Source organism: Nocardioides guangzhouensis (assembly GCF_004519545.1).
Lineage (GTDB): Bacteria > Actinomycetota > Actinomycetes > Propionibacteriales > Nocardioidaceae > Nocardioides > Nocardioides guangzhouensis.
The window spans coordinates 132,715-153,156 of record NZ_SDKM01000004.1; the positions used below are offsets into that span (position 1 = coordinate 132,715).

Genomic DNA, 20,442 nt, shown 5'->3' on the forward strand with positions numbered 1-20,442 from the left:
GGACGCGTGAAGGGCACGGCGGTGTACCGCGTCGAGCACGGCGACGGCCGGCCGGTGCTGGTCCTGCACGGAGCCGGCGTCGACCACCGGGAGGCCGAGGCCTGCTTCGAGCCGGCGCTCGGGGCGCGCGAGGGCTACCGGCGGATCTACCCGGACCTCCCCGGGACGGGTCGCACGCCGGCGCCCGAGTCGGTGCGGAGCGCCGACGACGTCCTCTCCGTGCTGCTCGACCTCGCGGCCGAGGTGGCCCCGACGGAGCGGCTCCTCGTGGTCGGCCACTCGGCCGGCGCCTACTACGCCCAGGGGATGGCGGCCCGTCGGCCCGACCGGGTCGCCGGGCTCGCTCTGGTCTGCCCGCTGCTTGCAGGGGTGCGCGATGTCCCCGGCCACCACCCGGTGGTCGCGGCCGAGGACCTGGGCGACCAGGAGTTCCGCGACTACTTCGTGGTGCAGACGCCCGCGATGCTGGAGCGCTACGAACGCTTCGTCGCTCCGGGAGCCGCCCTGGCCGACCAGGCCGCGATGGCGCGGATCGGCGAGCGGTGGGAGCTGGCCCCGGCCGAGGGACCGCCGTACGAGGGTCCCACCCTGGTCGTGGCCGGGCGGCTGGACTCGGTCGTCGGCCACGCGGCCGCGGAGGACCTCCTCGACCACTACCCCCGCTGCACCCTCGCCGTGCTCGACGGGGCCGGTCACGCGCTTCCGCACGAGCAGCCGCAGCTCCTTGCCGCCCTGCTCGACGACTGGATGCGCCGTTCGGAAACCCCTGCTGGCCAGACCGGGGTGCTGGTGACCCGTTCGACCCGGTCCGAGGACCCGGGCGGTACGGCGAACGGGCACGCGAGAGGGCCCTCGTGACGAGGCCAACTTGGTGCGCGGGCGTCATGTCCGACGACAGCGACGCGGCGGTTGACTGGGGCCGTGGACGTGACAGCTCCTGCCCTCCGCCGACCTGAGAACTCCCGAGCCGAGCGGGCCGCCGCCGGCAAGGCGGCACGAGCTGCCGTACCGCTGCGCGCGCATGCCGAGCTCGAGCTCGCCCCCGACCGCGACGTCGTGGGACTGCTCCTCGGGCAGGCCACGTCGCGGGTCCCGGAGCTGGTGCCGGTGCGGCACGGACGCATGCTGGCCTCGCCGTTCACCTTCTTCCGCGGCGCTGCCCTGCCGATGGCGGCGGACCTGGCCAGCTCGCCCGACTCGGGGCTGCGGGTGCAGCTCTGCGGAGATGCGCACCTGGCCAACTTCGGCGCCTTCGCCTCCCCCGAGCGACGGCTGGTCTTCGACCTCAACGACTTCGACGAGACCCTGCCCGGCCCCTTCGAGTGGGACGTGAAGCGGCTGGGAGCCAGCTTCGAGGTGGCCGGTCGCGACAACGGCTTCTCCGACAAGCAGCGGCGCGCGATCGTGCTGGCGGCGGCGCGCGGCTACCGGGAGGCGATGCGCGACTTCGCCCAGATGCCCACTCTCGACGTCTGGTACGCCGGCACCGACCTCGAGGAGGCCCTGCAACAGGCCAGGTCCAAGCTGAAGAAGGGCCGCTACGAAGCCTCCGAGGCCCTGCTGACCAAGGCCCGGAAGCGGGACAGCACCCAGGCCCTCGGCAAGCTGACCACCGTCGTGGACGGACGCCGGCGGATCGTCAGCGACCCACCGCTGGTGGTCCCGGTCGAGGAGCTGTTCGACCACCTGGCGGCCGACGCGATCAACCAGGAGATCCGGTCGCTCGTCGACAGCTACGGACGCAGCCTGCAACCCAACCGCCGCCACCTCCTCCACCAGTTCACCGTGACGCAGCTGGCGCGCAAGGTCGTCGGCGTGGGCAGCGTCGGGACCCGCGCCTGGATCCTGCTGCTGGAGGCCGACGGAGGCGAGGAGCACCTCTTCCTGCAGGCCAAGGAGGCGCAGGAGTCGGTTCTGGCCGCCTACGCCGGACGCAGCCGGTTCGCGAACCACGGCCAGCGGGTCGTGGTCGGCCAGCAGCTGATGCAGGCGGTCAGCGACATCTTCCTCGGTTGGCAGCGCACGACCGGGGTGGACGGCGTCGAACGGGCCTACTACGTGCGGCAGCTGCGGGACTGGAAGTTCTCCGCTCCCATCGATCAGATGGTCCCCTCCGGCATGCAGGTGTACGCCGACCTCTGCGCCAGGACCCTGGCCCGGGCGCACGCGCGCAGCGGCGACCGGATCGCGATCGCGGCGTACCTCGGGTCCTCCGAAAAGTTCGACAACGCGATCGCCGACTTCGCCGTGGCGTACGCCGACCTGACCGAGCGCGACCACGCCGCCCTCGCGGCCGCCGTCGACGAGGGGCGGGCAGCCGCGCGCTTCGACGTGTGACGGCTCATGCTCGAAGCATGACCCAGCGCTACCTCGAGGCAAGCCCCACAGCAGACCGCCCGGCCCCTCGGGCAGATCGGCGACGTGCTGGATCGGTCACGACCTGAACGGGGACAGCCTTTGGATCGTGTCCGACGTCCCGATGGTGAGCAGCTCGGAGCTCGCGCTCGGGCTACAGCACCCCTCACCGTTCGTCTGGACGGCCGGGACGGCCTCGGACGGAGACTGGTCGATTCCGCAGACGGCACCGTCGTCGAAGTCGCCGGATCCTCCGCACACACCGGTCTCCGGCAGCACGAGCTCGACGCGAGCGGCCGCCTCGCGATCTCCGGCGATGGCGGCGACGATGCTGCGGGTCTGCTCGAACCCGGTCAGGGTGAGGAACGACGGAGCGCGGCCGTAGGACTTCATCCCCGCGAGGAAGAAGTTGTGCTCGGGTTGCTCGAGATCCGTGGCGCCATGCGGGTACACGGTGCCGCACGAGTGCACGTTGGGGTCGATGAGTGGCGCCAGCTGTCGCGGTGACTGCAGCACGGGATCCAGGTCGAGTCGGACCTCTGTCAGGAAGGACAGGTCCGGCCGGAAGCCGGTGACGACGACGACCTCGTCGACGTCGTCGACGACCTGCCCGTCCAGCGACTCGAGCCGTAGCCGCCCGTCCGCCGTGTCGGTGACGGCAACCGTCCGGAACGACGTGAGGGTGATGACCAGGCTGGACTCGGCCGCCTGCTGCGCGCGCTTCCCGAGCGCGCCGCGCTCGACCAGCTGGTCGTTGTCGCCGCCACCGAAGGCCTGTCCGACACCGGCTCGGCGGACCAGCCACGAGATCTGCGTCCCGGGATGGCTCTGTGCCAGTCGGGCGAGCCCGACCAGGGTGTTCTGGGCGGAGGCGCCGGTGCCGGCCACGGCGACGTGCTTGCCGGCGTACCTGGCGGCGGTGGTCGGGTCGGCGACGTCGGGGATGCCGTAGGTGATCCGGTCCGCATGGTCGGCCTCCCCGATGGCCGGGTAGCCGTCGGTGCCGAGCGGGTTCGGGGTTCCCCAGGTGCCGGAGGCGTCGATGACCGCGGAGGCCAGCAGTCGCTGCGGCCCGTCGGGGCCGGTGACGTGCACGACGAACGGATGGTCCTCTCGGCCGGCGTCGACCATCACGTCGCGGCCGGAGCGGGCGACGCCGGTGACCCGGTGACGGTAGGCGATCGTGACGAGGTCGGTGGCCGCGAGGGCGTCGGCCAGGGGCTGGAGGTAGTCGGCAACCCAGTCCGCCCCCGTCGGGTAGTCGGTGGGCGTCGGCGCCTGCCAGCCGGCGTCTGCCAGGAGCTTCTCCGCGGCCGGGTCCACCAGCTCGGCCCAGGGCGAGAAGAGCCGGACGTGCCCCCACGTGCGGACCGCCGCACCGGGGGCGTCCCCGCCCTCGAGCACCACCGTCTCCAGGCCGCGGGCGTGGGCGTGGGCGGCAGCAGCCAGTCCGGTCGGACCGGCTCCGATGACGACCAGCGGATGAGTCACGGGAGTCTCCTCTACGGCATAGACAACTGTCGATGTGTTCGCGGACCCGACTGTATCGACAACAGTCGATGAAAGCAACCATCGATGGCGATCGATGTAGAGTCGATGACGTGACGACCCCCTCGCTGACGCTCGACACCGACACGGCGGCCACCTACGCGGAGTGGTTCGCGACCCTGGCCGACCCGACCCGGGTCCGGCTGGTGCACACGGTCGCGACCGCTCCGGCCGGCGGGATGAGGGTGGGCGACCTCGCGGCCGCACTCGGCGTCAGCCAGTCCACCTGCAGCCACCACGTGCGCCAGCTCGCCGCAGTCGGCTTCGTGCTCGTGGAGAAGGTCGGCACCAGCAGCCTGGTCTCGGTGAACCGGGCCTGCTGCACCGGACTGCCGCACGCTGCCGACGTGGTCATGGGTTCCCTGTCCTCGCAACCCTGCTGCCCCACCGATCTCCCGGTCGACGTCGACGTCCGGGCCGCGACCCGCCCGGACCTGCCGGCGGTGCTCGACATCTACGACCAGGGCCTCGCCACCCGCAACGCCACGTTCGAGACCGAGCTTCCCACCGCCGAGGAGCTGTGGGCACGGTGGATTCCCGGTCACGCCTGGGTGGCCGAGCTCGACGGCGAGGTGGCCGGCTGGGCCGCCGTCACGCCCGTCTCGTCGCGGTCCTGCTACGCCGGCGTCGGAGAGACCTCGGTGTACGTCGCGGAGTCCGCCCGGGGCCGCGGCATCGGCACGGCACTGCTGCACACCCAGGTCACCGAGGCCGATGTCGGCGGCCTGTGGACCCTGCAGACGTCCGTCTTCCCCGAGAACCGCGCCAGCCTGGCACTGCACCACTCGGCCGGTTACCGCACGCTGGCGGTGCGCACTCGCATTGCGCAGCTCGACGGCATCTGGCGAGACACCGTCCTTCTCGAGCGCCGCAGCGAGGTGTGCTGAGCGCTCCTCCCTTGATCGTCGGAGCCGGGGACGGCGAAGCAGGTCACACGTGGTGCCGGTGCAGGCCCTCCCGCGTCACGTCGGTGCGCGTCTGGCGAACGAGGTCGTAGCCACAGACCTCGCAGTAGGTCTCTCTCACAGTCGATCCGCATTCGGGGCAGACACCCGCCCTGGCGAGCAGGACGTGGTGAGTCGTGGCGATGCCCCACAGCAGCACGAGAAGTCCCGTCAGCACGCCGAGGGCTGTGGTGCTCGACGACCACAGCGTCACGATGCCGGCAACCAGCGCACCGAGGCCGAGCACGGACGTAACAGCCAGGTAGAGCCGGTTCCCGTGGAGCAGCCGCTCGAAGCCCGGCACGACCGCGGAAGCCGACGCCACGAACCCGAGGACCAGAACGACCAGCCCGGTGGCCCGGACGCTCATGTCGAGCAGCGCCGCATCAGCCCGCCACAGCACGTACAGCACGACCGCGGCGGCCACGGCACAACTAGCAATGATGTCTCTCTTCGGCAGGCGCATCCTTCCCGCCTCCTTCATTCACCTCGTTCGGTGCACCTCGCGCTGGATGTCCTCCTCGGTCACGTCGTGCCGGTAATAGGCGTCCCAGCCGTCCAGCAACAACAGCACGCCCCAGCCGGCGAGGACCCAGCCGGGCCAGAAGTAGCCGAAGCCGGCCACGGCCCACATCCCCATCAGGAAGGCGTTGATCACCGCGTAGGCCACCACATCGCCCTTGAACTTGCGCTTCCGCGTCAGGCGATCACGTGCCACCTCATAGTCGGAGGTCGTTGTCTGTGTCATCCCGCACCTCCCTTGCGAGCGCAGGGCTCTCCACTGTCAAGTGTCTCGCTGCGCTCGCCCACCAGGTCAGGTGCAATGGTCCCGACTCGAGGTGACCTCATGCCTGCCATGTCCTGACGCCTCGAGCGTGCCGCGGCACGGCACTCGGTACTCGGCGGGCCGCTTGCTCAGGCGCCCCGGTCGAGCACGGAGGGCACCAGCTCGAGGTCGGGGACGAGCTCGACGAGCAGGTTCCGGACGCGGCTGTCGAGGTCGGCGATGATGCGCCGGACGGTTGCCTCGTCCTGGCCGCCGGGGTCGTCGACGGGCCAGTCGGTGTACCGCACGCCTGGCACGTAGGGGCATTCCTCGCCGCAGCCGAGGGTGATGGCCAGGTCGCTGTCGGCGATGGTCTCGCGGGTGAGGAGCGTGGGGTGCTCCCGGGAGGTGTCGAGGCCGAGCTTCTCGAGGACCTCGGCGACCTCGGGGTGGATGTGCTCGCCCGGCTGGGTGCCGGCCGACAGCGCGCGCACTCGGCCCTGGGCGTAGTGCTCGGTCAGGACGCGGCTGGCGACGGAGCGGCCGCCGTTGCGGATGCAGGCGAACACGACCTGTGGGACGCGGCCCTCCTGCTCCTCGGTTCGTTCGGTCACGGCGTCGGTCATGGGTGCTCCGCGGGGTCGGTGTGCTCGTGTGGGTGGTGGGGGACGACGACGTCGTCGGCGACGAGGGCGGCGCCCGGGAACAGGTAGCGGACCAGGCCGACCCCGACCAACCCGCCGACCAGCTGGGCGGCGATGAAGGCGGGGGCCGATCCGGGCGCGATGCCAGCGAACGTGTCGGAGAAGATGCGGCCGATCGTGACCGCGGGGTTCGCGAACGAAGTGCTGGAGGTGAACCAGTACGCCGCTCCGATGTAGGCCCCGACCGCGGGCGCGGCCAGCATGCCTCGTCCGGTGCGGGCGAGCGCGAAGATGAGCGCGACCAGTCCGGCGGTGGCCACCACCTCGCCGAGCAGCAGGTTCGCACCTGTGCGTTCGGTGGTGGAGAGCTGGTCGAGCGGGACGTCGTACATCAGGTTGGCCAGGACCGCGCCCGCGACGGCCCCGACGACCTGGACGCCGGAGTAGGCCAGCACCTCTGTCCCGGTCAGGCCGGTCCCGGCCCGTCGACCGAGCACCCAGTCCGCGGCCGAGACCACCGGGTTGAAGTGGCCACCGGAGATCGGCCCGAACAGCAGGATGAGGACCGTGAGACCGAGGAAGGTGGCAGTGGAGTTCTCCAGCAGCTGCATGCCGACGTCGTCCGGGGAGAGGCGTTGGGCGGCGATGCCGGAACCAACCACGACCGTGACCAGCAGGCCGGTGCCGAGGAGCTCGGCAACCAGGCGGCGGGTCAGGTCGGGCGTCGACATCGGCACCCCGCCCGGGTGCTCCGGGGAGTCGCCGCGCCTCATGCGGTGACCTGCGGGGCCGCCGTGGCCGGCGTGACGTGCAGCTCGTCGAGCAGCCCGAGCACACGGCGCTCGATGTCGTCGCGGATCGAGCGTACGGCGACGAGGTCCAGCCCGGCCGGGTCGTCGAGCTCCCACTCGAGGTAGCGACGTCCCGGGTAGACCGGGCAGGCGTCACCGCAGCCCATGGAGACGACCACGTCAGCGGCGCGGACGATCTCCTCGGTCCAGGGCTTGGGGTACTCCTCGGAGATGTCGATGCCGCGCTCGGCCATGGCGGCGACCGCGGCCGGGTTGACCTCGACGCCGGGCTCGGTGCCGCCGGACCAGGCAACGGCGGCGGCACCGGCGTGGTGCTGGAGGAACCCGAGTGCCATCTGCGAGCGGCCCGCGTTGTGCGTGCACAGGAACAGCACCACGGGCGTCCCGGCATGGGCGCTGCCTTCCACTCTGGCCAGGGCGGTGAGGCGCTGCCGGGCGAACCGTTCCGCCAGCAGGGGAAGGAAGTTGGGGACGGTCGCGGAGCCTGCGAACTCGTCGTACGAGGTGATCAGTAAGCGCTCGATGGTCGCTGCGTTGAGGGTGCCGGAGAACTCCTCGGCCAGTCGGGCGGCGGCCGTCCTGAGGGCGACCTGCTGGTCCAGGCTGACCCGGTCGGAGATGTCGGGGAGGGTGACGTCGGCGGCGGACATGGCGTGCTCCTCAGGAGGTGGTGGCGCTGGGTGCAAGTCGGGGGGCGAGGCGCGTGACTCTGTCGTCGAGCTCGGCGTAGGCGGCGTCGAACGCCCGCGCCGTACCCACCGCGACCGGGTCCGGGACAGACCAGTGGGCCCGGACGGAGCCGGGGTCGAGCTCCTCGTGCGCACGGTCGCACACCGTGATGACGAAGTCGGTCGGCTGCAGCACCGCCGCCAGGGCCTGTGGTCCGGGCTGCACCAGCGTCAGGCCGTGCTTGCCGGCCACCCCGCGGGCTCCACGGGCGATCTCGCCCGCCGGGTGCGTGCCGGCCGACGACACGGGAACCTCGCTGGCGCGGGCCCACAGGGCGGCCGCGAGCTGGGAACGCGCCGAGTTGGCGGTGCACACGAACACCACGCGGGGCACGTGCGTCAGCGACGCGGGCAGCAGCCCGTCCAGAGGTTCCCGGAGGAGCCGGAGGTAGGAGCGTCGCCGGTCGGCCTCCGACCGGTGCCGGTGCAGCAGACCAGCCTGCTCGAGAACGCGCAGGTGGTGGGCCACCAGGTTCGAGGGCATCTTCAGGAGCGCCTGCACGTCGGTGGGCGAGGCGTCCCCGTCGGCGAGCAGGTCGACGATGCGCACGCGCGCCGGATCGGCGAGGGCGGCGTGGACGCGCGCGCGTTCCTCACTTCTCACTTTTCGCTCAGTAGCCATTGACTCAATTATCACTGAGTCAATGTCACCGTGCAAGCCCGGTCCATCCCGAGGCGATGGGGTCAGCCGGCAGGCAGCCTCAGGCCGTGACTCCCCCCAGCAGGCCGGCCAGGTCACCGAGGGCGGCGGTGTTGATGCGGTAGTACACCCACACCCCGCGCTTCTCCCGGTCCAGCAGGCCAGCCTGGTGCAGCAGCTTGAGGTGATGGCTGATGGTTGGCTGGGACAGGTCGAAGGCGTCGTTGAGGTCGCACACGCACGCCTCACCGTCAGCGTGCGACGCGACGAGGGAGAGCAGCCGGAGCCGCACCGGGTCCGCGATCGCCTTGACCAGCGGGACGATCCGCTCGGCCGCCTCCGCACTCAACGGCTCACGGGTCACCGGCGCGCAGCAGGCGACCGCTTCGACCGGGGTGAGCTCCAAGAGGGACTTCGACATGCGTCGATATTGACATATCTCGATGCGTGTGCCAAGTTCGTCACATCGACATCCATCTATGTCCGGAGGAACGATCTTCATGTCCCGCATCCAGCTCGCCCTGAACGTCGACGACATCGACGCCGCCGTCGACTTCTACGCCACCCTGTTCGACACCCCGCCGGCCAAGCGCCGCCCCGGCTACGCCAACTTCGCGGTCGAGAACCCGCCGGTGAAGCTGGTCCTGTTCGAGAACCCCGAGGCGACCGGGACGCTCAACCACGTCGGCGTCGAGCGCGAGTCGATGGACGAGGTCCAGGCCGAGGCCGACCGCCTGGAGGCAGCGGGCCTGACCCTCGACGTGGAGGGCGACGTCGTCTGTTGCTACGCCCGCCAGGACAAGCACTGGGTCACCGGCCCCGACGGCCAGCGGTGGGAGAACTACGTCGTGCTGGCCGACGCCCAGCCCGAGCTGGAAGGACGCACGCTGCTCGACCTGACCGGAGAAGTGTCGACCGGCGGCTGCTGCACGTCAACGACCGAGGGTACGGCGCTGGCTCCTCACACCGACACGAAGACCTCTGAGGCGGTGGGCTGCTGCTAGCAGGCCCGCCGCACAGCGAAAGGAAAGTGCCATGGAACAGATCGCCATCACACGGGCGGTGGCCGGGGAGCTGCACCGCGACCGCTCTCGAGCAGCGGCGGGCGCCTGGCTCGTTGCCGTCGCTCGCTGCTGCCGACCCAGCACGTGGAGGCAGGCAGTGCGGCGCCTGGCCTCGATGACCCGATCGATGAACCGAGGGCCGCGGACGACCGGCGTAGCCTGCTGCGCATGACCACCGGTGACGGGGCTCGTCGCGTCCGGGTCGGAGGTCTCGACGGCCGCGGCACGGCGAGCCGCCGTTGACCAGGTCGTCCCGGAGTGAAGGACATGACTGCTCAGGTGTGGTCGCGGGAACCGGCGAAGCCGTGCCGGGCGCCGGGCTACGACTGCTGCGACGGTGAGGAACCGGCGAATTGACCGGTCCGGCCCCGCGGCCGCGGTGCCGGCGCTCAGTCCTGCCATCTCGTCCTTCATCGGAGTCTTGTCATGCACGAACACCTTCCGCCTCTTCGCGCCCACGCCGGGCGCTCCGCGGTGGCCTCGCTCGTCGCGGCGGCCGCCTGCTGGGGCCTCGGCACCGTCGCCTCCAAGCAGATCGTCGACGACGTCGCGCCGCTCATCCTCCTGCCGGTGCAACTGACTGCCAGCTGCCTGCTGCTGTTGCTGATCACCTTGATCCGCCGCGAGTCCTTCTCGTGGACGCCGTCGACACGCCGCCTCGCCGCGCTCGGCATCCTCAACCCCGGGGCCGCCTACGCGCTCGGCCTGATCGGGCTCACCACCATCACCGCCAGCATGTCGGTCCTGCTGTGGGCGCTCGAGCCCGTGGTCATCCTGCTGCTCGCCGCCCTGGTGCTGCACGAGCGGATCCCGGCTACACTCGCTGGCCTGGTCGCGGTCGCCATCACCGGGGTGCTGCTGGTCGTCTACGAGCCGGGTGCCGCCGGAAACACCGTCGGAATCACCCTGACCCTGGTGTCCATCGGGTTCTGCGCCCTCTACACCGTGCTCACCCGCCGACTGATGCTCGATGACTCCTCCCTGGCCGTCGTGCTGGCCCAGCAAGCCGCAGCCCTCGGCTTCGCGGTCCTCCTGGCCGCGGTCGTTCAGCTGGCCCGCGGCACCGGCTGGGCCCTCGGCGACCTGGGACCGAGGACCTGGCTGGCCGCTGCCGCGTCCGGCGTCCTCTACTACGGCCTCGGGTTCTGGTTCTTCCTCTCCGGCCTGCGTCAGGTGCCCGCGTCGTACGCCGGTGCGTTCCTGCCGCTCATCCCGGTCTTCGGGGTGGCCGCCGGCTTCCTGACCGGCGAGCGACTGGAGCCCCGCCAGTGGATCGGCGCGCTCCTCATCGTGGCCGGGATCACCGCGGTCGCGGTTCGTCTGCGCGGCCCGGCGTCGACACCGCACGCGGTCACCCGCTGACGTGGTCACGCTCGAGGTGCGAGGTGGTCGGGCCGCGGTCCGACCGGGCCGCCCGACAGGAACGGTGGCTCGTCGCAACCGGGTCGCGGGGGACCAATCAGGTGACCTAGGCCTCTGGGCGGCCTGGACGCCACGCGCGACGCTGGTCCCGTCGGGAGGGAGTCGACATGGAGCGCTGGGAGTACAAGGTCGCTGACCTGACCAAGGTCGAGAAGAACATCGACGAGCTGAACCGGCTCGGAGGCGAGGGATGGGAGGCGGTCGGCATGGTGTCGACCTGGGGAGCCGGCGGCTTCAAGTTCGTGCACCCGATCGCCCTGCTCAAACGACGCGTTCCGGAGGGCTGAACCCGTCCGGCCGTGCCGCCTTCGCACGGGGCGGTGCGCCCGATGTCGCCGCACCCTCCGTGAGGGGTCAGGGGATGTCGCCCGCGCGCAGCTCCGGCCCTTCCCCGCCGGCGGTCGCTCACACCGGTTCGGCGATCGACTGGATGCGCGCCGTCGCCAGCTGAATCATCAGCTCGGCGGCCTTCGACAGGGTCGCGCCCGACCGGTGCACGATCCCGAAGGTGTCGACCTGCTTGGGGCGCAGCGACACCCAGCCGGCCTTCGGAGCGAGCCGGGGCAGGAGCGCCTGGGCCGCGCCCTTGGGGATGACCGTGTCGGCGAATCCCATGCCGACCAGCTCGACGGCGGTCTCGACGTCCTCCACCTCGATCCGGGTCTGCGGGTTGATCCCGGCCTCGTGCAGCATCTTGCGCAGGACCAGCCGCGTGGAGTCCTCGTCGCGCCAGGTCGTCTCGGGCATCACGATCTGGGCCTGACCGAGGCGGTGGGCGGTGACGGGTGACCTGAGCTTCTCGGGATCGGCGCTGACGTAGACGAGCTCGTCGGTGGCCACCGGCGTCACGGTCATGCCCTCGCTGCGCACCTGGGGAATGGCGATCATGGCGGCCTCGATGTAGCCCCGGCGCAGCTGCTCCTGGACGTCGCTGGAGTTCTGCCCGATGAGCTCGACGCGCACGCCCGGGTGACGCTTCAGGACGTCGGCGATCAGCGACGCACCGGCGTAGAGCCGTGACGTGCCGAACATGCCGAAGCGGATCGTCCCCGACTCCATGGCCGTGACCGACTCGATCGCCTTCTGCGCCTCCGCAGCCGCAGCCAGGGTGCGCTCGGCGTGCGGTCGCAGCGAGTCGGCGACGGTGGTGGGTACGACGCCTCGGCCGACCCGGCGGAACAGCTTCGCGTCGATCGACTTCTCCAAGGTCCGGATCTGCTCGCTGATCGACGGCTGGGCATAGCCGAGGTGCTCGGCTGCGGCGGTGAGCGAGCCCAGCTCGTAGGTGGCCAGGAAGCACCGGAGCTGGTGCAGCGACATCATAGGAATCTCCTTGACTTTCCGAAGGAAACTGAGGCTACCCCTATGGGTCTGGCTCCCTCACACTCGAGTAAGACAAGAATCCCCGAGGGAGGTCCCGATGTTCACCCACCACTGCACCGCCTGCGACAAGACGCAGCTCATCTTCTTCAGCCAGGTCACGGGCCTCGCTGAGGTCGACCACGGCACCGCCGTCACCTTCACCTGCTGGTGCGGCTCGGAGCAGACCTGGGTCGCCGGCCAGCGCTCGACGGACGCTCGCGTCGCAGCCTGACTCGACCTCTGACAGGAGACCCGGCGCTCACGAGGCGTCGGGTCTCCTGCGTCGAACGCGGGGAAGCCGAGGTGGCGTCGTGGCCGTCACTGCCGGGCCATGGCGACCCGGAGCCGCTCCTCGGGTGTGATCAGGTGGTCCGCGTCCTCGGCGTCCTGGTCGAGGTCGATCTGGACCCAGTTGACAGTGCCGCTGAAGGTGCTCGTCTCGCGCGTGTAGTCGGTGCTGACCGGGGAGGCGGTGTCGCTGCCGACGTCGGCGGTCTCGTCGGCGGAGAACAGCATCGGGACGGTGGCGTCGACACGCCCTTCACCGACCGGGGCTCCGTCGACGTACAGGCGCACGGTTCCCCCCTTCGCGAGACCGCCCCCGTCGTAGTCGAACTCCATGCGCACCTGGTGGGTCCCTGCGGGGATCGACTTCTCCCCCTCGATCGTGAACTGCTGCAACCCGAGGAGGTTGTAGCAGTAGCGGGGCCTGCCACCGACGGCGTACAGGGACCACCCGGCGAACGCCCCACCCTGGGCGATGATCACGCCTTCGGCGCCGGTGGCCGGCACCTCCACCTCGGCGGAGACGGCGTGCGACCTGTTCTTCACGTTGAGGAGCGAGGCCTCGGTGAGCCGTCCCATGCCCCCGAAGAGCAGCTGGGTGTTGCCCGTGACCAGGTCCGGTCGCCCGGCGAGGGCAGAGCTGAACCGTTCGATGCGGCGGTCGTCGAGGGGGAGAACGTTGTACGCGCGGGCCTCCTCCAGCCACAGCTGCTGGAGCTCCGCGAGCTTGTCCGGCATCTCGGCGGCAAGGTCGCGGGACTGGCTCCAGTCGGTGTTGGTGTCGTAGAGCTCCCAGACGTCCTGGTCGAACGGCCCGAGGGGTTCGACCACCCAGGGTGTGCTGTGACGGGTGACGGCCGTCCAGCCCTCGTGGTAGATGCCCCGGTTGCAGAACATCTCGAAGTACTGCGTCCGGTGCCGCTCGGCGCGGTCCGCGCCGTCGAAGGAGTAGGCCATGCTGACCCCTTCGATCGGCCGTTGGGGTACGCCGTTGACCAGCGTCGGTTCGGGCAGCCCGGCGGCCTCGAGGATCGTGGGCGCCACGTCGATGACGTGGTGGAACTGCGCGCGCACCTCGCCCTTCGCAGTGAAGCCGCGCGGCCAGTGCACGATGGTGCCGTTGCGCGTCCCGCCCCAGTGGGACGCGACCTGCTTGGTCCACTGGTACGGCGTGTCCATGGCGTGCGCCCAGCCGACGGCGTAGTGGTTGTAGGCCGTCGGGGTTCCGAGCTCGTCGATCCGCGACGACACGTACTCCGGCGTCTCCAGGTGGGCGGCGCCGTTGAAGATGAACATCTCGTTGAACGAGCCGTTGACGGTGCCCTCGGCCGACGCGCCGTTGTCCCCCACGATGTAGTAGACGAGGGTGTCCTCCAGTGCACCCAGGTCGTCGATCGCGTCGACCAGTCGACCGACGTGGTGGTCGGTGTGCTCGAGGAAGCCGGCGTACACCTCCATCTGTCGCGCCAGCACCGGCTTCAGCTGCTCGGGCATGTCGTCCCACGCCGGGATCTCGTCGTGCCGGGCCGTGAGCACCGTGTCCTCCGGCACCACGCCCAGCTCCTTCTGCCGCGCCAGGATCTCCTCGCGCAGCGCGTCCCACCCCGCGTCGAACCGGCCCTTGTACCTGTCCGACCAGGCCGTGGGCACGTGGTGCGGCGCGTGCGTCGCGCCCGGGGCGTAGTAGACGAAGAACGGCTTGTCCGGCGTCAACGACTTCTGCTGCCGGATCCAGCCGATGGCCTTGTCGGTCATGTCCTCGGTGAAGTGGTACCCCTCCTCCGGGGTCGACTCCGGCTCCACCGGGGTGGTGCCCTCGTAGATCGCCGGGTAGTACTGGTTCGTCTCGCCACCGATGAAGCCGTAGAAGTACTCGAAGCCCCCGCCGCCGGTCGGCCACGCGTCGAACGGTCCCGCGGGACTGGTCTGCCAGACCGGCACCTCGTGACACTTGCCGAACTGCGCCGTCGCGTAGCCGTTGAGACGCAGCGTCTGCGCCAGCGGGGCACACGTGTTCGGGCGGACCGAGCTGTACCCGGGCGCCGACGTCGCGAGCTCGGTGATGACCCCCATCCCGACGCTGTGGTGGTTCCGGCCGGTCAGCAGCGCCGCCCGGGTCGGGGCGCACAGCGCGGTGGTGTGGAACCGGTTGTACTTCAGCCCGCCCGCTGCCAGGCGGTCGGCCGTCGGCGTCCGGCACGGCCCACCGAAGGCGCTCGACGCGGCGAAGCCGACGTCGTCGAGAAGGATGACGAGCACGTTGGGCGCCCCGGCCGGCGGCCGCAGCGGCTCGATCGGCGGGAACGTCGCTGCCGGATCCTTCGCGTCGTACGGCAGCGAACCGGTGAAGGGCTGATCCGGTATCGGAAGGGTCAGGCGCGGGCTGGTGCTGTCGTGCGGCATCGCTGGTACCCCCGGGGTCGTCGTGGCTGCGGTCCTCCACCCTCGAAGCCTCCAGCCCGAGCCTCGGCCGTGATGGACTCGGTCTCAGCGTGCCCGGAGACCTCCTCGCGCGCCAGTGGGAGTGGCCCTATCCGGGCACATGACGTCGTCGCCGACGTACGCCGTCCCCCACCAGCATGCGAGACGGCTCGCACGCCCTCGAACGTTCCCTAGGGTTCGAGCATGGACGACGCGGAGACCGCGGCTGGGTTCCCGATGCCGAGTGACCCGCGCGGCCTCCGCGCCGACGCACCGCTCCTGGACGCCTGGCTGCGCTTCCGTGAGGACCCGCCGACGCCGTTCACCATCCCCGGTCACAAGCAGCGGACCGACCTTGTCGGCGACGTGATCGCAGGAGACGTCCCGCTGTACGCCGGTCTCGACACGATGAAGCTCACCTCCGGGGTGCTCATCGAGGCCGAGTCACGGGCCGCGCGGCTGTGGGGCGCGGACCTCTGTCGCTTCTCCACGGGCGGCGCCACGCACGCCAACCAGGCCGTCGCTCTCGCGGTGGCCGGCGAGGGCGACACGGTGGTCGTGAGCCGGACGCTGCACCGCTCGCTCCTGCTCGGGCTGGTGCTCGCCGGGCTGACGCCGGTGTGGGTGCGGCCCGAGGTCGACGGAGCCACCGGTCTCCCGTGGGGCGTCGCACCCGAGACGGTCCGTCGCGCCCTGGCCGACCATCCGGAGGCGCGGGCGGTCTTCGTCGGCGACCCGTCGTACGTCGGCACCGTCGGCGACGTCGCAGGTCTGGCCGACGTCGCGCACGGGCACGGGGTGCCGCTGGTCGTCGACGCGGCGTGGGCCGCGCACTTCGGCTTCCACCCCGACCTGCCGCAGCACCCGCTGCAGCTCGGGGCCGACGTGATGGTCACCAGCGCCCACAAGACCCTGCCCGCGTGGAGCCAGGCAGCCCTGGTGCTCGTCCGCACCGAGCGCATCGACGCCGCGCGCATCGATGCCGGGGTCGAGGCGACCGCGACCACCAGCCCCGCAGGCGCGATCCTGGCCAGCACCGACGCCGCCCGTGCCCTGCTCGAACGCGACGGGGAGGAGCTCCTGGGTGGGGCGATCGCGGCAACCTGCGCCGCACGCGACCGGCTGCGCTCCGTGGACGGGCTCACCGTGCTCGAGGGTCCGGCGGTCGACCCGCTCAAGCTGACCATCGTCCTGTCGGGCACCGGTGCCGACGGCAACGCCGTGGAGCAGGACCTCCTCGCTGCCGGGCTGCCGGTCGAGTCCGCCGACCGCGACGTCCTCGTGGCCATCGTCTCGCTCGCCGACACCGCGCAGAGCATCGAGATGCTCACGGACACCCTGATCCAGTCGCTCGCGATCCGCCGCGACCCGGCGCGGCCCGTCGTCGGCCCGGCGGTCTACCGCGTCGAGCCCGTGTCCGCCGTACCGCCTCGACAGGCGTTCTTCACCACCGCCGAGCCGGTCCCGCTGGAGCGTGCGGTCGGCCGGATCAGCGCCGAGCTCGTCGCGCCGTACCCACCCGGCATCCCGGTCCTCGCGCCGGGTGAGCAGATCACCGCCGAGACGCTCGAAGCCCTCGAGCACGCACGGGAGGCCGGGGTGCGGATCGCGTACGCCGCCGACCCCACGCTGAGGACCCTGAGGGTGACCATCCCGTAGCTGTTCCGGCCGCACGGGCGCCGGTGCGGAAAACGCCCAGGGCCGTTCGTGCTGACCGTCTCCTGGGCCAACGGCCTGGTGCTCGTCGCGCTCCAGGACGGGTCCACCTCGCTCCCCGTCATCGCCGTACCGGATGCGACCGCCACCGGCGGGCGCTGGCTGCTCCTCGTGGATTCGTTGAGCCGCAGCTGGGGCTCCCGGACCGACGGGGCGATCCGTGGTCCGGCCGCCTCGGGCGCCGTGTAGACCTCGACATGGAACCGCAGACCCGGGGCCTCCTGCTCGCGGAGCGCGCCGGGTCGAGGCCGAGCTCGATCTCGCTGACCGAGGCCGGGTCGGCGGCGAGCTCGTGGTCGGCGGCCATCTCGTGCTAGCGCGCTCGACGCTCGCTGGTGCTTGCGGACCGCGTCTCCAGGGCTCGCCCGACGCCGTGCACCAGGATGGCTTCGCCGACCGCCTGGCCGTCGAGGGTCGCTGCGGGATCGACGGGTCGGGTCGCGGTCAGTTCCACGACGTGCGACGAGTGATCGGCACGAATCAGGCGGGCGTGAAGGTGGACGGTGCCGTCGAAGATCCCTTCGTGGTCGCCGACCTGCAGCTGGTCGTACCCCGCGAACGCGCCCTCCAGCCCGCACCAGCGAGCGGACAGTCGCCGGCGCAGCAGCTCCAACCGTCGAAGCACGCGATCGACGGTCAGCGGGTGGTCGGGGTAGATCGTCAGGACGCAGGTCTCATCGAGGTGTTCCGGTTCGCTGCGGTGCCCGGCCGGAAGGGTGGCCGCGGTGTGGCTCACTGCCGGGCACCGATCTCGCTCAGCGCTGCGTCGAGGACGTCCAGGCCTTCGACTGCCTCCGCGGCCGAGATCGTCAGCGGGGGAACGACGTGGATGCGGTTGACGTTGGCGAACGGCAGCAGGCCGCGCCGCGTGCACGCCCCGATGAGGGCGGCCATGGCCGGGCTGCTGCCGCCGTACGGCGCGAGGGGCTCGCGGGTCTCGCGGTCGCTGACGAGCTCGATGGCCCAGAAGGCTCCGGTGCCGCGCACCTCTCCGATGCACTCGTGTCTGGCAGCCAGGTCGGCCAAACGGGGTCCGAAGACGTCGTCGCCGAGGGCCGCGGCGTGCTGCACGATCCCGTCGTCCTCCATGGTCTGGATGGTTGCCACGGCCGCGGCGCACGCGAGCGGGTGGCCGGAGTAGGTGAGCCCGCCCGGGTACACGCGATCCTCGAAGGTCCGGTAGACGGCGTCGTTGATGGCGACGCCGCCGAGCGGGACGTAGCCCGAGTTCACGCCCTTGGCGAAGGTGAGCAGGTCGGGAGCCACGTCGCCGTGCTCGATCGCGAACCACCTGCCGGCGCGGCCGAAGCCGGCCATCACCTCGTCGGCGATGAGCACGATGCCGTGCCGGTCGCAGAGCTCGCGGACCCCCTGCAGGTAGCCCGGCGGCGGGATCATGACGCCGGCGGTGCCGGGGATGGACTCGAGGATGACGGCCGCGATCGTGCCGGGACCCTCCAGGGCGATCACCTGCTCGAGGTGGGCCAGTGCCCGCTGGCACTCCTCCTCCTCGGTGGTCGCGGCGAAGGCGCTGCGGTAGAGGAAGGGGCCGAAGAAGTGGACCGTTCCTGAGGACCCGTTGTCGTTCGGCCAGCGACGCGGGTCGCCGGTCACGTTGACCGCGAGGTGGGTGCCGCCGTGGTACGAGCGGTACGTCGACAGCACCTTCTGCCGACCGGTGTGCAACCGGGCCATCCGGATCGCGTGCTCGTTGGCGTCCGCTCCCCCGTTGGTGAAGAAGATCCGGTTCAGGTCGCCGGGCGTGTGCGAGGCGATGAGCCGCGCCGCCTCCGACCGGGCGCCGTTCACGTAGGCCGGGGCCACCGTGCACAGGGTGGCGGCCTGCTCCTGGATCGCCGCGACGATCCGCGGGTGCTGGTGCCCGAGGTTCGTGAACACCAGCTGAGAGGTGAAGTCGAGAAGCCTGTTGCCGTCGCCGTCCCAGACGTAGGAGCCCTCGGCCTTGGTCACGACCATCGGGTCGATCTGGCCCTGGGCGGACCAGGAGTGGAAGACGTGGGCGCGGTCGAGCTCGTAGGCCCGGTCGGCGTCGGTGAGCGCGCTGCGCGTGGGGTCAGACATTCTGAGGGAAGCCCAGCTCGAGGCCGCCCTCGGGACGGGCGGCCGGGTTGATCCAGCGGGAGGTGACGACCTTGGCGCGGGTGAAGAAGTGCACGCCTTCGGTGCCGTGGGCGTGGGTGTCGCCGAAGAGTGACCGCTTCCAGCCGCCGAAGGAGTAGTAGGCCACCGGCACCGGGATCGGCACGTTGACGCCGATCATGCCGACCTGGACGTCGTTCTCGAAGCGCCGGGCGGCGCCGCCGTCGTTGGTGAAGACGGCGGTGCCGTTGCCGTACTCGTTGGCGTTGATCAGCGCCACCGCGTCGTCGTACGTCGGCACCCGCACCACCGACAGCACGGGTCCGAAGATCTCCTCGCGGTAGATCTCCATGTCCGGGGTGACGTGGTCGAAGAGGGTCGGGCCGAGCCAGAACCCCTCGTCCTCACCGCGCGGCTGGACGTCGCGGCCGTCGATCACGAGCTTGGCGCCGGCGTCCTCTCCCGAGGCCACGAACCCGGCCACCTTGTCGCGGTGCTCCCGGGTCACCAGCGGACCCATGTCGGCTTCCCTGCCGGCAGCGTCGTCGGAGGTGGCGCTGGCGCGGCCGTCCCCGGTGAGCAAGGTCTGCGTGCGCTCGGCGATCCGGGCGACGAGGTCGTCTCCGATCGGGTCGACGGCGACCAGGACGCTGATCGCCATGCACCGCTCGCCTGCGCTGCCGTAGCCGGCGTTCACCGCGGCGTCGGCGGCGAGGTCCAGGTCGGCGTCGGGGAGCACGACCATGTGGTTCTTGGCGCCGCCCAGTGCCTGCACCCGCTTGCCGTGCCTGCTGGCCTCCTCGTAGACGTACCGGGCGATCGGGGTGGAGCCCACGAAGCTGATCGCGTCGACGTCCGGCGACTGCAGCAGCGCGTCGACCGCGGTCTTGTCGCCGTTGAGGACGTTGAAGACGCCGTCGGGCAGACCGGACTCCTTCCAGAGGTTCGCGATCCACAGAGCGGCCGAGGGGTCCTTCTCGCTGGGCTTGAGGACCACGACGTTGCCGACCGCGATCGCGATGGGGAAGAACCACATCGGCACCATGGCCGGGAAGTTGAAGGGGCTGATGATGCCGACCACGCCGAGGGCGTCGCGCCTGGAGTGCACGTCGACGCCGGTCGAGGCGTTCTCGGAGTGCCCGCCCTTGAGCAGATGTGCGATGCCGCACGCGAACTCCACGACCTCCTGACCGCGCGCGATCTCGCCGAGGGCGTCGGAGTAGACCTTGCCGTGCTCGGCGGTGATCAGGTGGGCCAGCTCGTCCTTGCGCCGGTTGAGGAGCTCGCGGAACGCGAAGACCACCTGCGTACGTCGAGCGAGGGAGGTCGCCGCCCACGCGGTCGATGCCTGCCTGGCCGACGTGATCACGGCCTCGGCATCGGCGCTGCTGGCGAGCGCCACCCGCCCGGAGACCTGGCCGGTGGCGGGGTTGGTGACGTCGGCCCACTGTCCGGAGGTGCCGGTGAACTCGGCGCCGTCCCTCCAGTGCGGGATCGCGTTGGTCATGGTGCTTGCCTCTCGTCGGTTCGGTGCGTCCATCGTGGTTCCGCCCGGCGTCGGGAACGCCCGACAATGTGTAGGATCAGAGTCGATCCAGCGACGATCTGTCGGCCTTGGCACGAGTTCTCCGGAGG

The 20,442-nt window shown here is 71.0% G+C and carries 22 protein-coding genes; 9 read left to right on the forward strand and 13 right to left on the reverse strand.

All coding sequences use genetic code 11. The features are described from left to right. The first annotated feature begins 6 nt into the window (after positions 1-6). Together EKO23_RS04290 and EKO23_RS04295 are read left to right on the forward strand one after the other, a co-directional pair. Positions 7-858, forward strand: coding sequence for an alpha/beta fold hydrolase (locus tag EKO23_RS04290; RefSeq protein WP_134714433.1), 852 nt, complete (start codon positions 7-9; stop codon positions 856-858). A 63-nt stretch (positions 859-921) separates the two neighbouring features. Then, complete coding sequence (locus tag EKO23_RS04295; RefSeq protein WP_134714435.1) at positions 922-2,337, forward strand: DUF2252 domain-containing protein; 1,416 nt, start codon at positions 922-924, stop codon at positions 2,335-2,337. A gap of 96 nt (positions 2,338-2,433) precedes the next feature. On the opposite strand, the gene EKO23_RS04300 is transcribed toward EKO23_RS04295, so the two are convergent. Next, positions 2,434-3,846, reverse strand: a complete 1,413-nt coding sequence (locus tag EKO23_RS04300) for an NAD(P)-binding domain-containing protein (RefSeq protein ID WP_134714437.1) — start codon at positions 3,844-3,846, stop codon at positions 2,434-2,436. 110 nt (positions 3,847-3,956) lie between these two features. On the opposite strand from EKO23_RS04300, the gene EKO23_RS04305 reads away from it, so the two are divergent. Next, the gene (locus EKO23_RS04305) at positions 3,957-4,790 is read left to right on the forward strand and encodes a helix-turn-helix domain-containing GNAT family N-acetyltransferase (RefSeq protein ID WP_246050894.1); all 834 of its coding nucleotides are present in this window, start codon (positions 3,957-3,959) and stop codon (positions 4,788-4,790) included. Positions 4,791-4,833: 43 nt separating this feature from the next. On the opposite strand, the gene EKO23_RS04310 is transcribed toward EKO23_RS04305, so the two are convergent. From EKO23_RS04310 to EKO23_RS04340, 7 genes are all read right to left on the reverse strand, one after another. Further along, positions 4,834-5,313 (reverse strand): zinc ribbon domain-containing protein, encoded by a 480-nt coding sequence (locus EKO23_RS04310; protein ID WP_134714441.1) that lies wholly within the window; start codon positions 5,311-5,313, stop codon positions 4,834-4,836. Between the two features lie 18 nt (positions 5,314-5,331). Continuing rightward, positions 5,332-5,595 carry a 2TM domain-containing protein gene (locus tag EKO23_RS04315; protein ID WP_134714443.1) on the reverse strand — a complete coding sequence of 88 codons (264 nt, stop codon included), beginning with the start codon at positions 5,593-5,595 and terminating at the stop codon, positions 5,332-5,334. Positions 5,596-5,762: 167 nt separating this feature from the next. Further along, on the reverse strand, positions 5,763-6,239 hold the full coding sequence (locus EKO23_RS04320) for an arsenate-mycothiol transferase ArsC (RefSeq protein ID WP_134714445.1): 477 nt from the start codon (positions 6,237-6,239) through the stop codon (positions 5,763-5,765). Further along, positions 6,236-7,030 (reverse strand): aquaporin, encoded by a 795-nt coding sequence (locus EKO23_RS04325; RefSeq protein ID WP_281280855.1) that lies wholly within the window; start codon positions 7,028-7,030, stop codon positions 6,236-6,238. Before EKO23_RS04325 ends, EKO23_RS04320 begins: the two co-directional genes overlap by 4 nt. Then, on the reverse strand, positions 7,027-7,719 hold the full coding sequence (locus tag EKO23_RS04330) for an arsenate reductase ArsC (RefSeq protein WP_134714447.1): 693 nt from the start codon (positions 7,717-7,719) through the stop codon (positions 7,027-7,029). The genes EKO23_RS04325 and EKO23_RS04330 overlap by 4 nt, the downstream gene beginning before the upstream one ends. Positions 7,720-7,729: 10 nt before the next feature. Then, on the reverse strand, positions 7,730-8,419 hold the full coding sequence (locus tag EKO23_RS04335) for an arsenate reductase/protein-tyrosine-phosphatase family protein (RefSeq protein ID WP_134714449.1): 690 nt from the start codon (positions 8,417-8,419) through the stop codon (positions 7,730-7,732). Positions 8,420-8,498: 79 nt separating this feature from the next. Continuing rightward, positions 8,499-8,858, reverse strand: a complete 360-nt coding sequence (locus EKO23_RS04340) for an ArsR/SmtB family transcription factor (RefSeq protein WP_134714451.1) — start codon at positions 8,856-8,858, stop codon at positions 8,499-8,501. A 79-nt stretch (positions 8,859-8,937) separates the two neighbouring features. On the opposite strand from EKO23_RS04340, the gene EKO23_RS04345 reads away from it, so the two are divergent. From EKO23_RS04345 to EKO23_RS04355, 3 genes are all read left to right on the forward strand, one after another. Continuing rightward, entirely contained in the window at positions 8,938-9,441 is a 504-nt protein-coding gene (locus EKO23_RS04345; protein WP_134714453.1) for an ArsI/CadI family heavy metal resistance metalloenzyme, read from the forward strand. Positions 9,442-9,927: 486 nt separating this feature from the next. Then, complete coding sequence (locus EKO23_RS04350; RefSeq protein ID WP_134714455.1) at positions 9,928-10,863, forward strand: DMT family transporter; 936 nt, start codon at positions 9,928-9,930, stop codon at positions 10,861-10,863. 167 nt (positions 10,864-11,030) lie between these two features. Continuing rightward, positions 11,031-11,210 (forward strand): hypothetical protein, encoded by a 180-nt coding sequence (locus tag EKO23_RS04355; RefSeq protein ID WP_134714457.1) that lies wholly within the window; start codon positions 11,031-11,033, stop codon positions 11,208-11,210. Positions 11,211-11,328: 118 nt separating this feature from the next. Here EKO23_RS04355 and EKO23_RS04360 read toward each other — a convergent pair whose 3' ends face one another. Continuing rightward, the gene (locus EKO23_RS04360; protein ID WP_134714459.1) at positions 11,329-12,246 is read right to left on the reverse strand and encodes a LysR family transcriptional regulator; all 918 of its coding nucleotides are present in this window, start codon (positions 12,244-12,246) and stop codon (positions 11,329-11,331) included. Positions 12,247-12,343: 97 nt separating this feature from the next. Here EKO23_RS04360 and EKO23_RS25055 point away from each other — a divergent pair, with 97 nt between their 5' ends. Continuing rightward, positions 12,344-12,517: a hypothetical protein gene (locus EKO23_RS25055; protein ID WP_167880322.1), complete on the forward strand. Its 174-nt coding sequence runs from the start codon at positions 12,344-12,346 to the stop codon at positions 12,515-12,517. Positions 12,518-12,603: 86 nt separating this feature from the next. On the opposite strand, the gene EKO23_RS04365 is transcribed toward EKO23_RS25055, so the two are convergent. After that, positions 12,604-14,973 carry an arylsulfatase gene (locus tag EKO23_RS04365; RefSeq protein ID WP_134714461.1) on the reverse strand — a complete coding sequence of 790 codons (2,370 nt, stop codon included), beginning with the start codon at positions 14,971-14,973 and terminating at the stop codon, positions 12,604-12,606. 222 nt (positions 14,974-15,195) lie between these two features. Between EKO23_RS04365 and EKO23_RS04370 the strand changes: the two genes are divergently transcribed. Together EKO23_RS04370 and EKO23_RS04375 are read left to right on the forward strand one after the other, a co-directional pair. Next, a complete protein-coding gene (locus tag EKO23_RS04370; RefSeq protein WP_246050896.1) occupies positions 15,196-16,650 on the forward strand; it encodes an aminotransferase class I/II-fold pyridoxal phosphate-dependent enzyme in 1,455 nt (484 codons plus the stop codon). A 48-nt stretch (positions 16,651-16,698) separates the two neighbouring features. Continuing rightward, positions 16,699-16,896: a hypothetical protein gene (locus EKO23_RS04375; RefSeq protein WP_134714464.1), complete on the forward strand. Its 198-nt coding sequence runs from the start codon at positions 16,699-16,701 to the stop codon at positions 16,894-16,896. A gap of 124 nt (positions 16,897-17,020) precedes the next feature. On the opposite strand, the gene EKO23_RS04385 is transcribed toward EKO23_RS04375, so the two are convergent. From EKO23_RS04385 to EKO23_RS04395, 3 genes are read right to left on the reverse strand one after another with little or no spacing between them, the layout of a single operon-like run. After that, positions 17,021-17,443: a hypothetical protein gene (locus EKO23_RS04385; RefSeq protein ID WP_134714466.1), complete on the reverse strand. Its 423-nt coding sequence runs from the start codon at positions 17,441-17,443 to the stop codon at positions 17,021-17,023. After that, entirely contained in the window at positions 17,440-18,789 is a 1,350-nt protein-coding gene (locus tag EKO23_RS04390) for an aspartate aminotransferase family protein (protein WP_134714468.1), read from the reverse strand. The genes EKO23_RS04385 and EKO23_RS04390 overlap by 4 nt, the downstream gene beginning before the upstream one ends. Then, positions 18,782-20,314: a CoA-acylating methylmalonate-semialdehyde dehydrogenase gene (locus EKO23_RS04395; RefSeq protein ID WP_134714470.1), complete on the reverse strand. Its 1,533-nt coding sequence runs from the start codon at positions 20,312-20,314 to the stop codon at positions 18,782-18,784. The genes EKO23_RS04390 and EKO23_RS04395 overlap by 8 nt, the downstream gene beginning before the upstream one ends. Between the last annotated feature and the right edge of the window lie 128 nt (positions 20,315-20,442).

Excerpts from the sequence above, each read along its gene's own strand:
- EKO23_RS04355 (WP_134714457.1), top strand. The coding sequence starts at position 11,031 with ATGGAGCGCTGGGAGTACAAGGTCGCTGACCTGACCAAGGTCGAGAAG.
- EKO23_RS04345 (WP_134714453.1), top strand. The coding sequence starts at position 8,938 with ATGTCCCGCATCCAGCTCGCCCTGAACGTCGACGACATCGACGCCGCC.
- EKO23_RS04310 (WP_134714441.1), bottom strand. The coding sequence starts at position 5,313 with ATGCGCCTGCCGAAGAGAGACATCATTGCTAGTTGTGCCGTGGCCGCC.
- EKO23_RS04330 (WP_134714447.1), bottom strand. The coding sequence starts at position 7,719 with ATGTCCGCCGCCGACGTCACCCTCCCCGACATCTCCGACCGGGTCAGC.
- EKO23_RS04340 (WP_134714451.1), bottom strand. The coding sequence starts at position 8,858 with ATGTCGAAGTCCCTCTTGGAGCTCACCCCGGTCGAAGCGGTCGCCTGC.
- EKO23_RS04350 (WP_134714455.1), top strand. The coding sequence starts at position 9,928 with ATGCACGAACACCTTCCGCCTCTTCGCGCCCACGCCGGGCGCTCCGCG.
- EKO23_RS04315 (WP_134714443.1), bottom strand. The coding sequence starts at position 5,595 with ATGACACAGACAACGACCTCCGACTATGAGGTGGCACGTGATCGCCTG.
- EKO23_RS04325 (WP_281280855.1), bottom strand. The coding sequence starts at position 7,030 with ATGAGGCGCGGCGACTCCCCGGAGCACCCGGGCGGGGTGCCGATGTCG.
- EKO23_RS04360 (WP_134714459.1), bottom strand. The coding sequence starts at position 12,246 with ATGATGTCGCTGCACCAGCTCCGGTGCTTCCTGGCCACCTACGAGCTG.
- EKO23_RS25055 (WP_167880322.1), top strand. The coding sequence starts at position 12,344 with ATGTTCACCCACCACTGCACCGCCTGCGACAAGACGCAGCTCATCTTC.
- EKO23_RS04365 (WP_134714461.1), bottom strand. The coding sequence starts at position 14,973 with ATGCCGCACGACAGCACCAGCCCGCGCCTGACCCTTCCGATACCGGAT.
- EKO23_RS04370 (WP_246050896.1), top strand. The coding sequence starts at position 15,196 with ATGGACGACGCGGAGACCGCGGCTGGGTTCCCGATGCCGAGTGACCCG.
- EKO23_RS04335 (WP_134714449.1), bottom strand. The coding sequence starts at position 8,419 with ATGGCTACTGAGCGAAAAGTGAGAAGTGAGGAACGCGCGCGCGTCCAC.
- EKO23_RS04395 (WP_134714470.1), bottom strand. The coding sequence starts at position 20,314 with ATGACCAACGCGATCCCGCACTGGAGGGACGGCGCCGAGTTCACCGGC.
- EKO23_RS04320 (WP_134714445.1), bottom strand. The coding sequence starts at position 6,239 with ATGACCGACGCCGTGACCGAACGAACCGAGGAGCAGGAGGGCCGCGTC.
- EKO23_RS04390 (WP_134714468.1), bottom strand. The coding sequence starts at position 18,789 with ATGTCTGACCCCACGCGCAGCGCGCTCACCGACGCCGACCGGGCCTAC.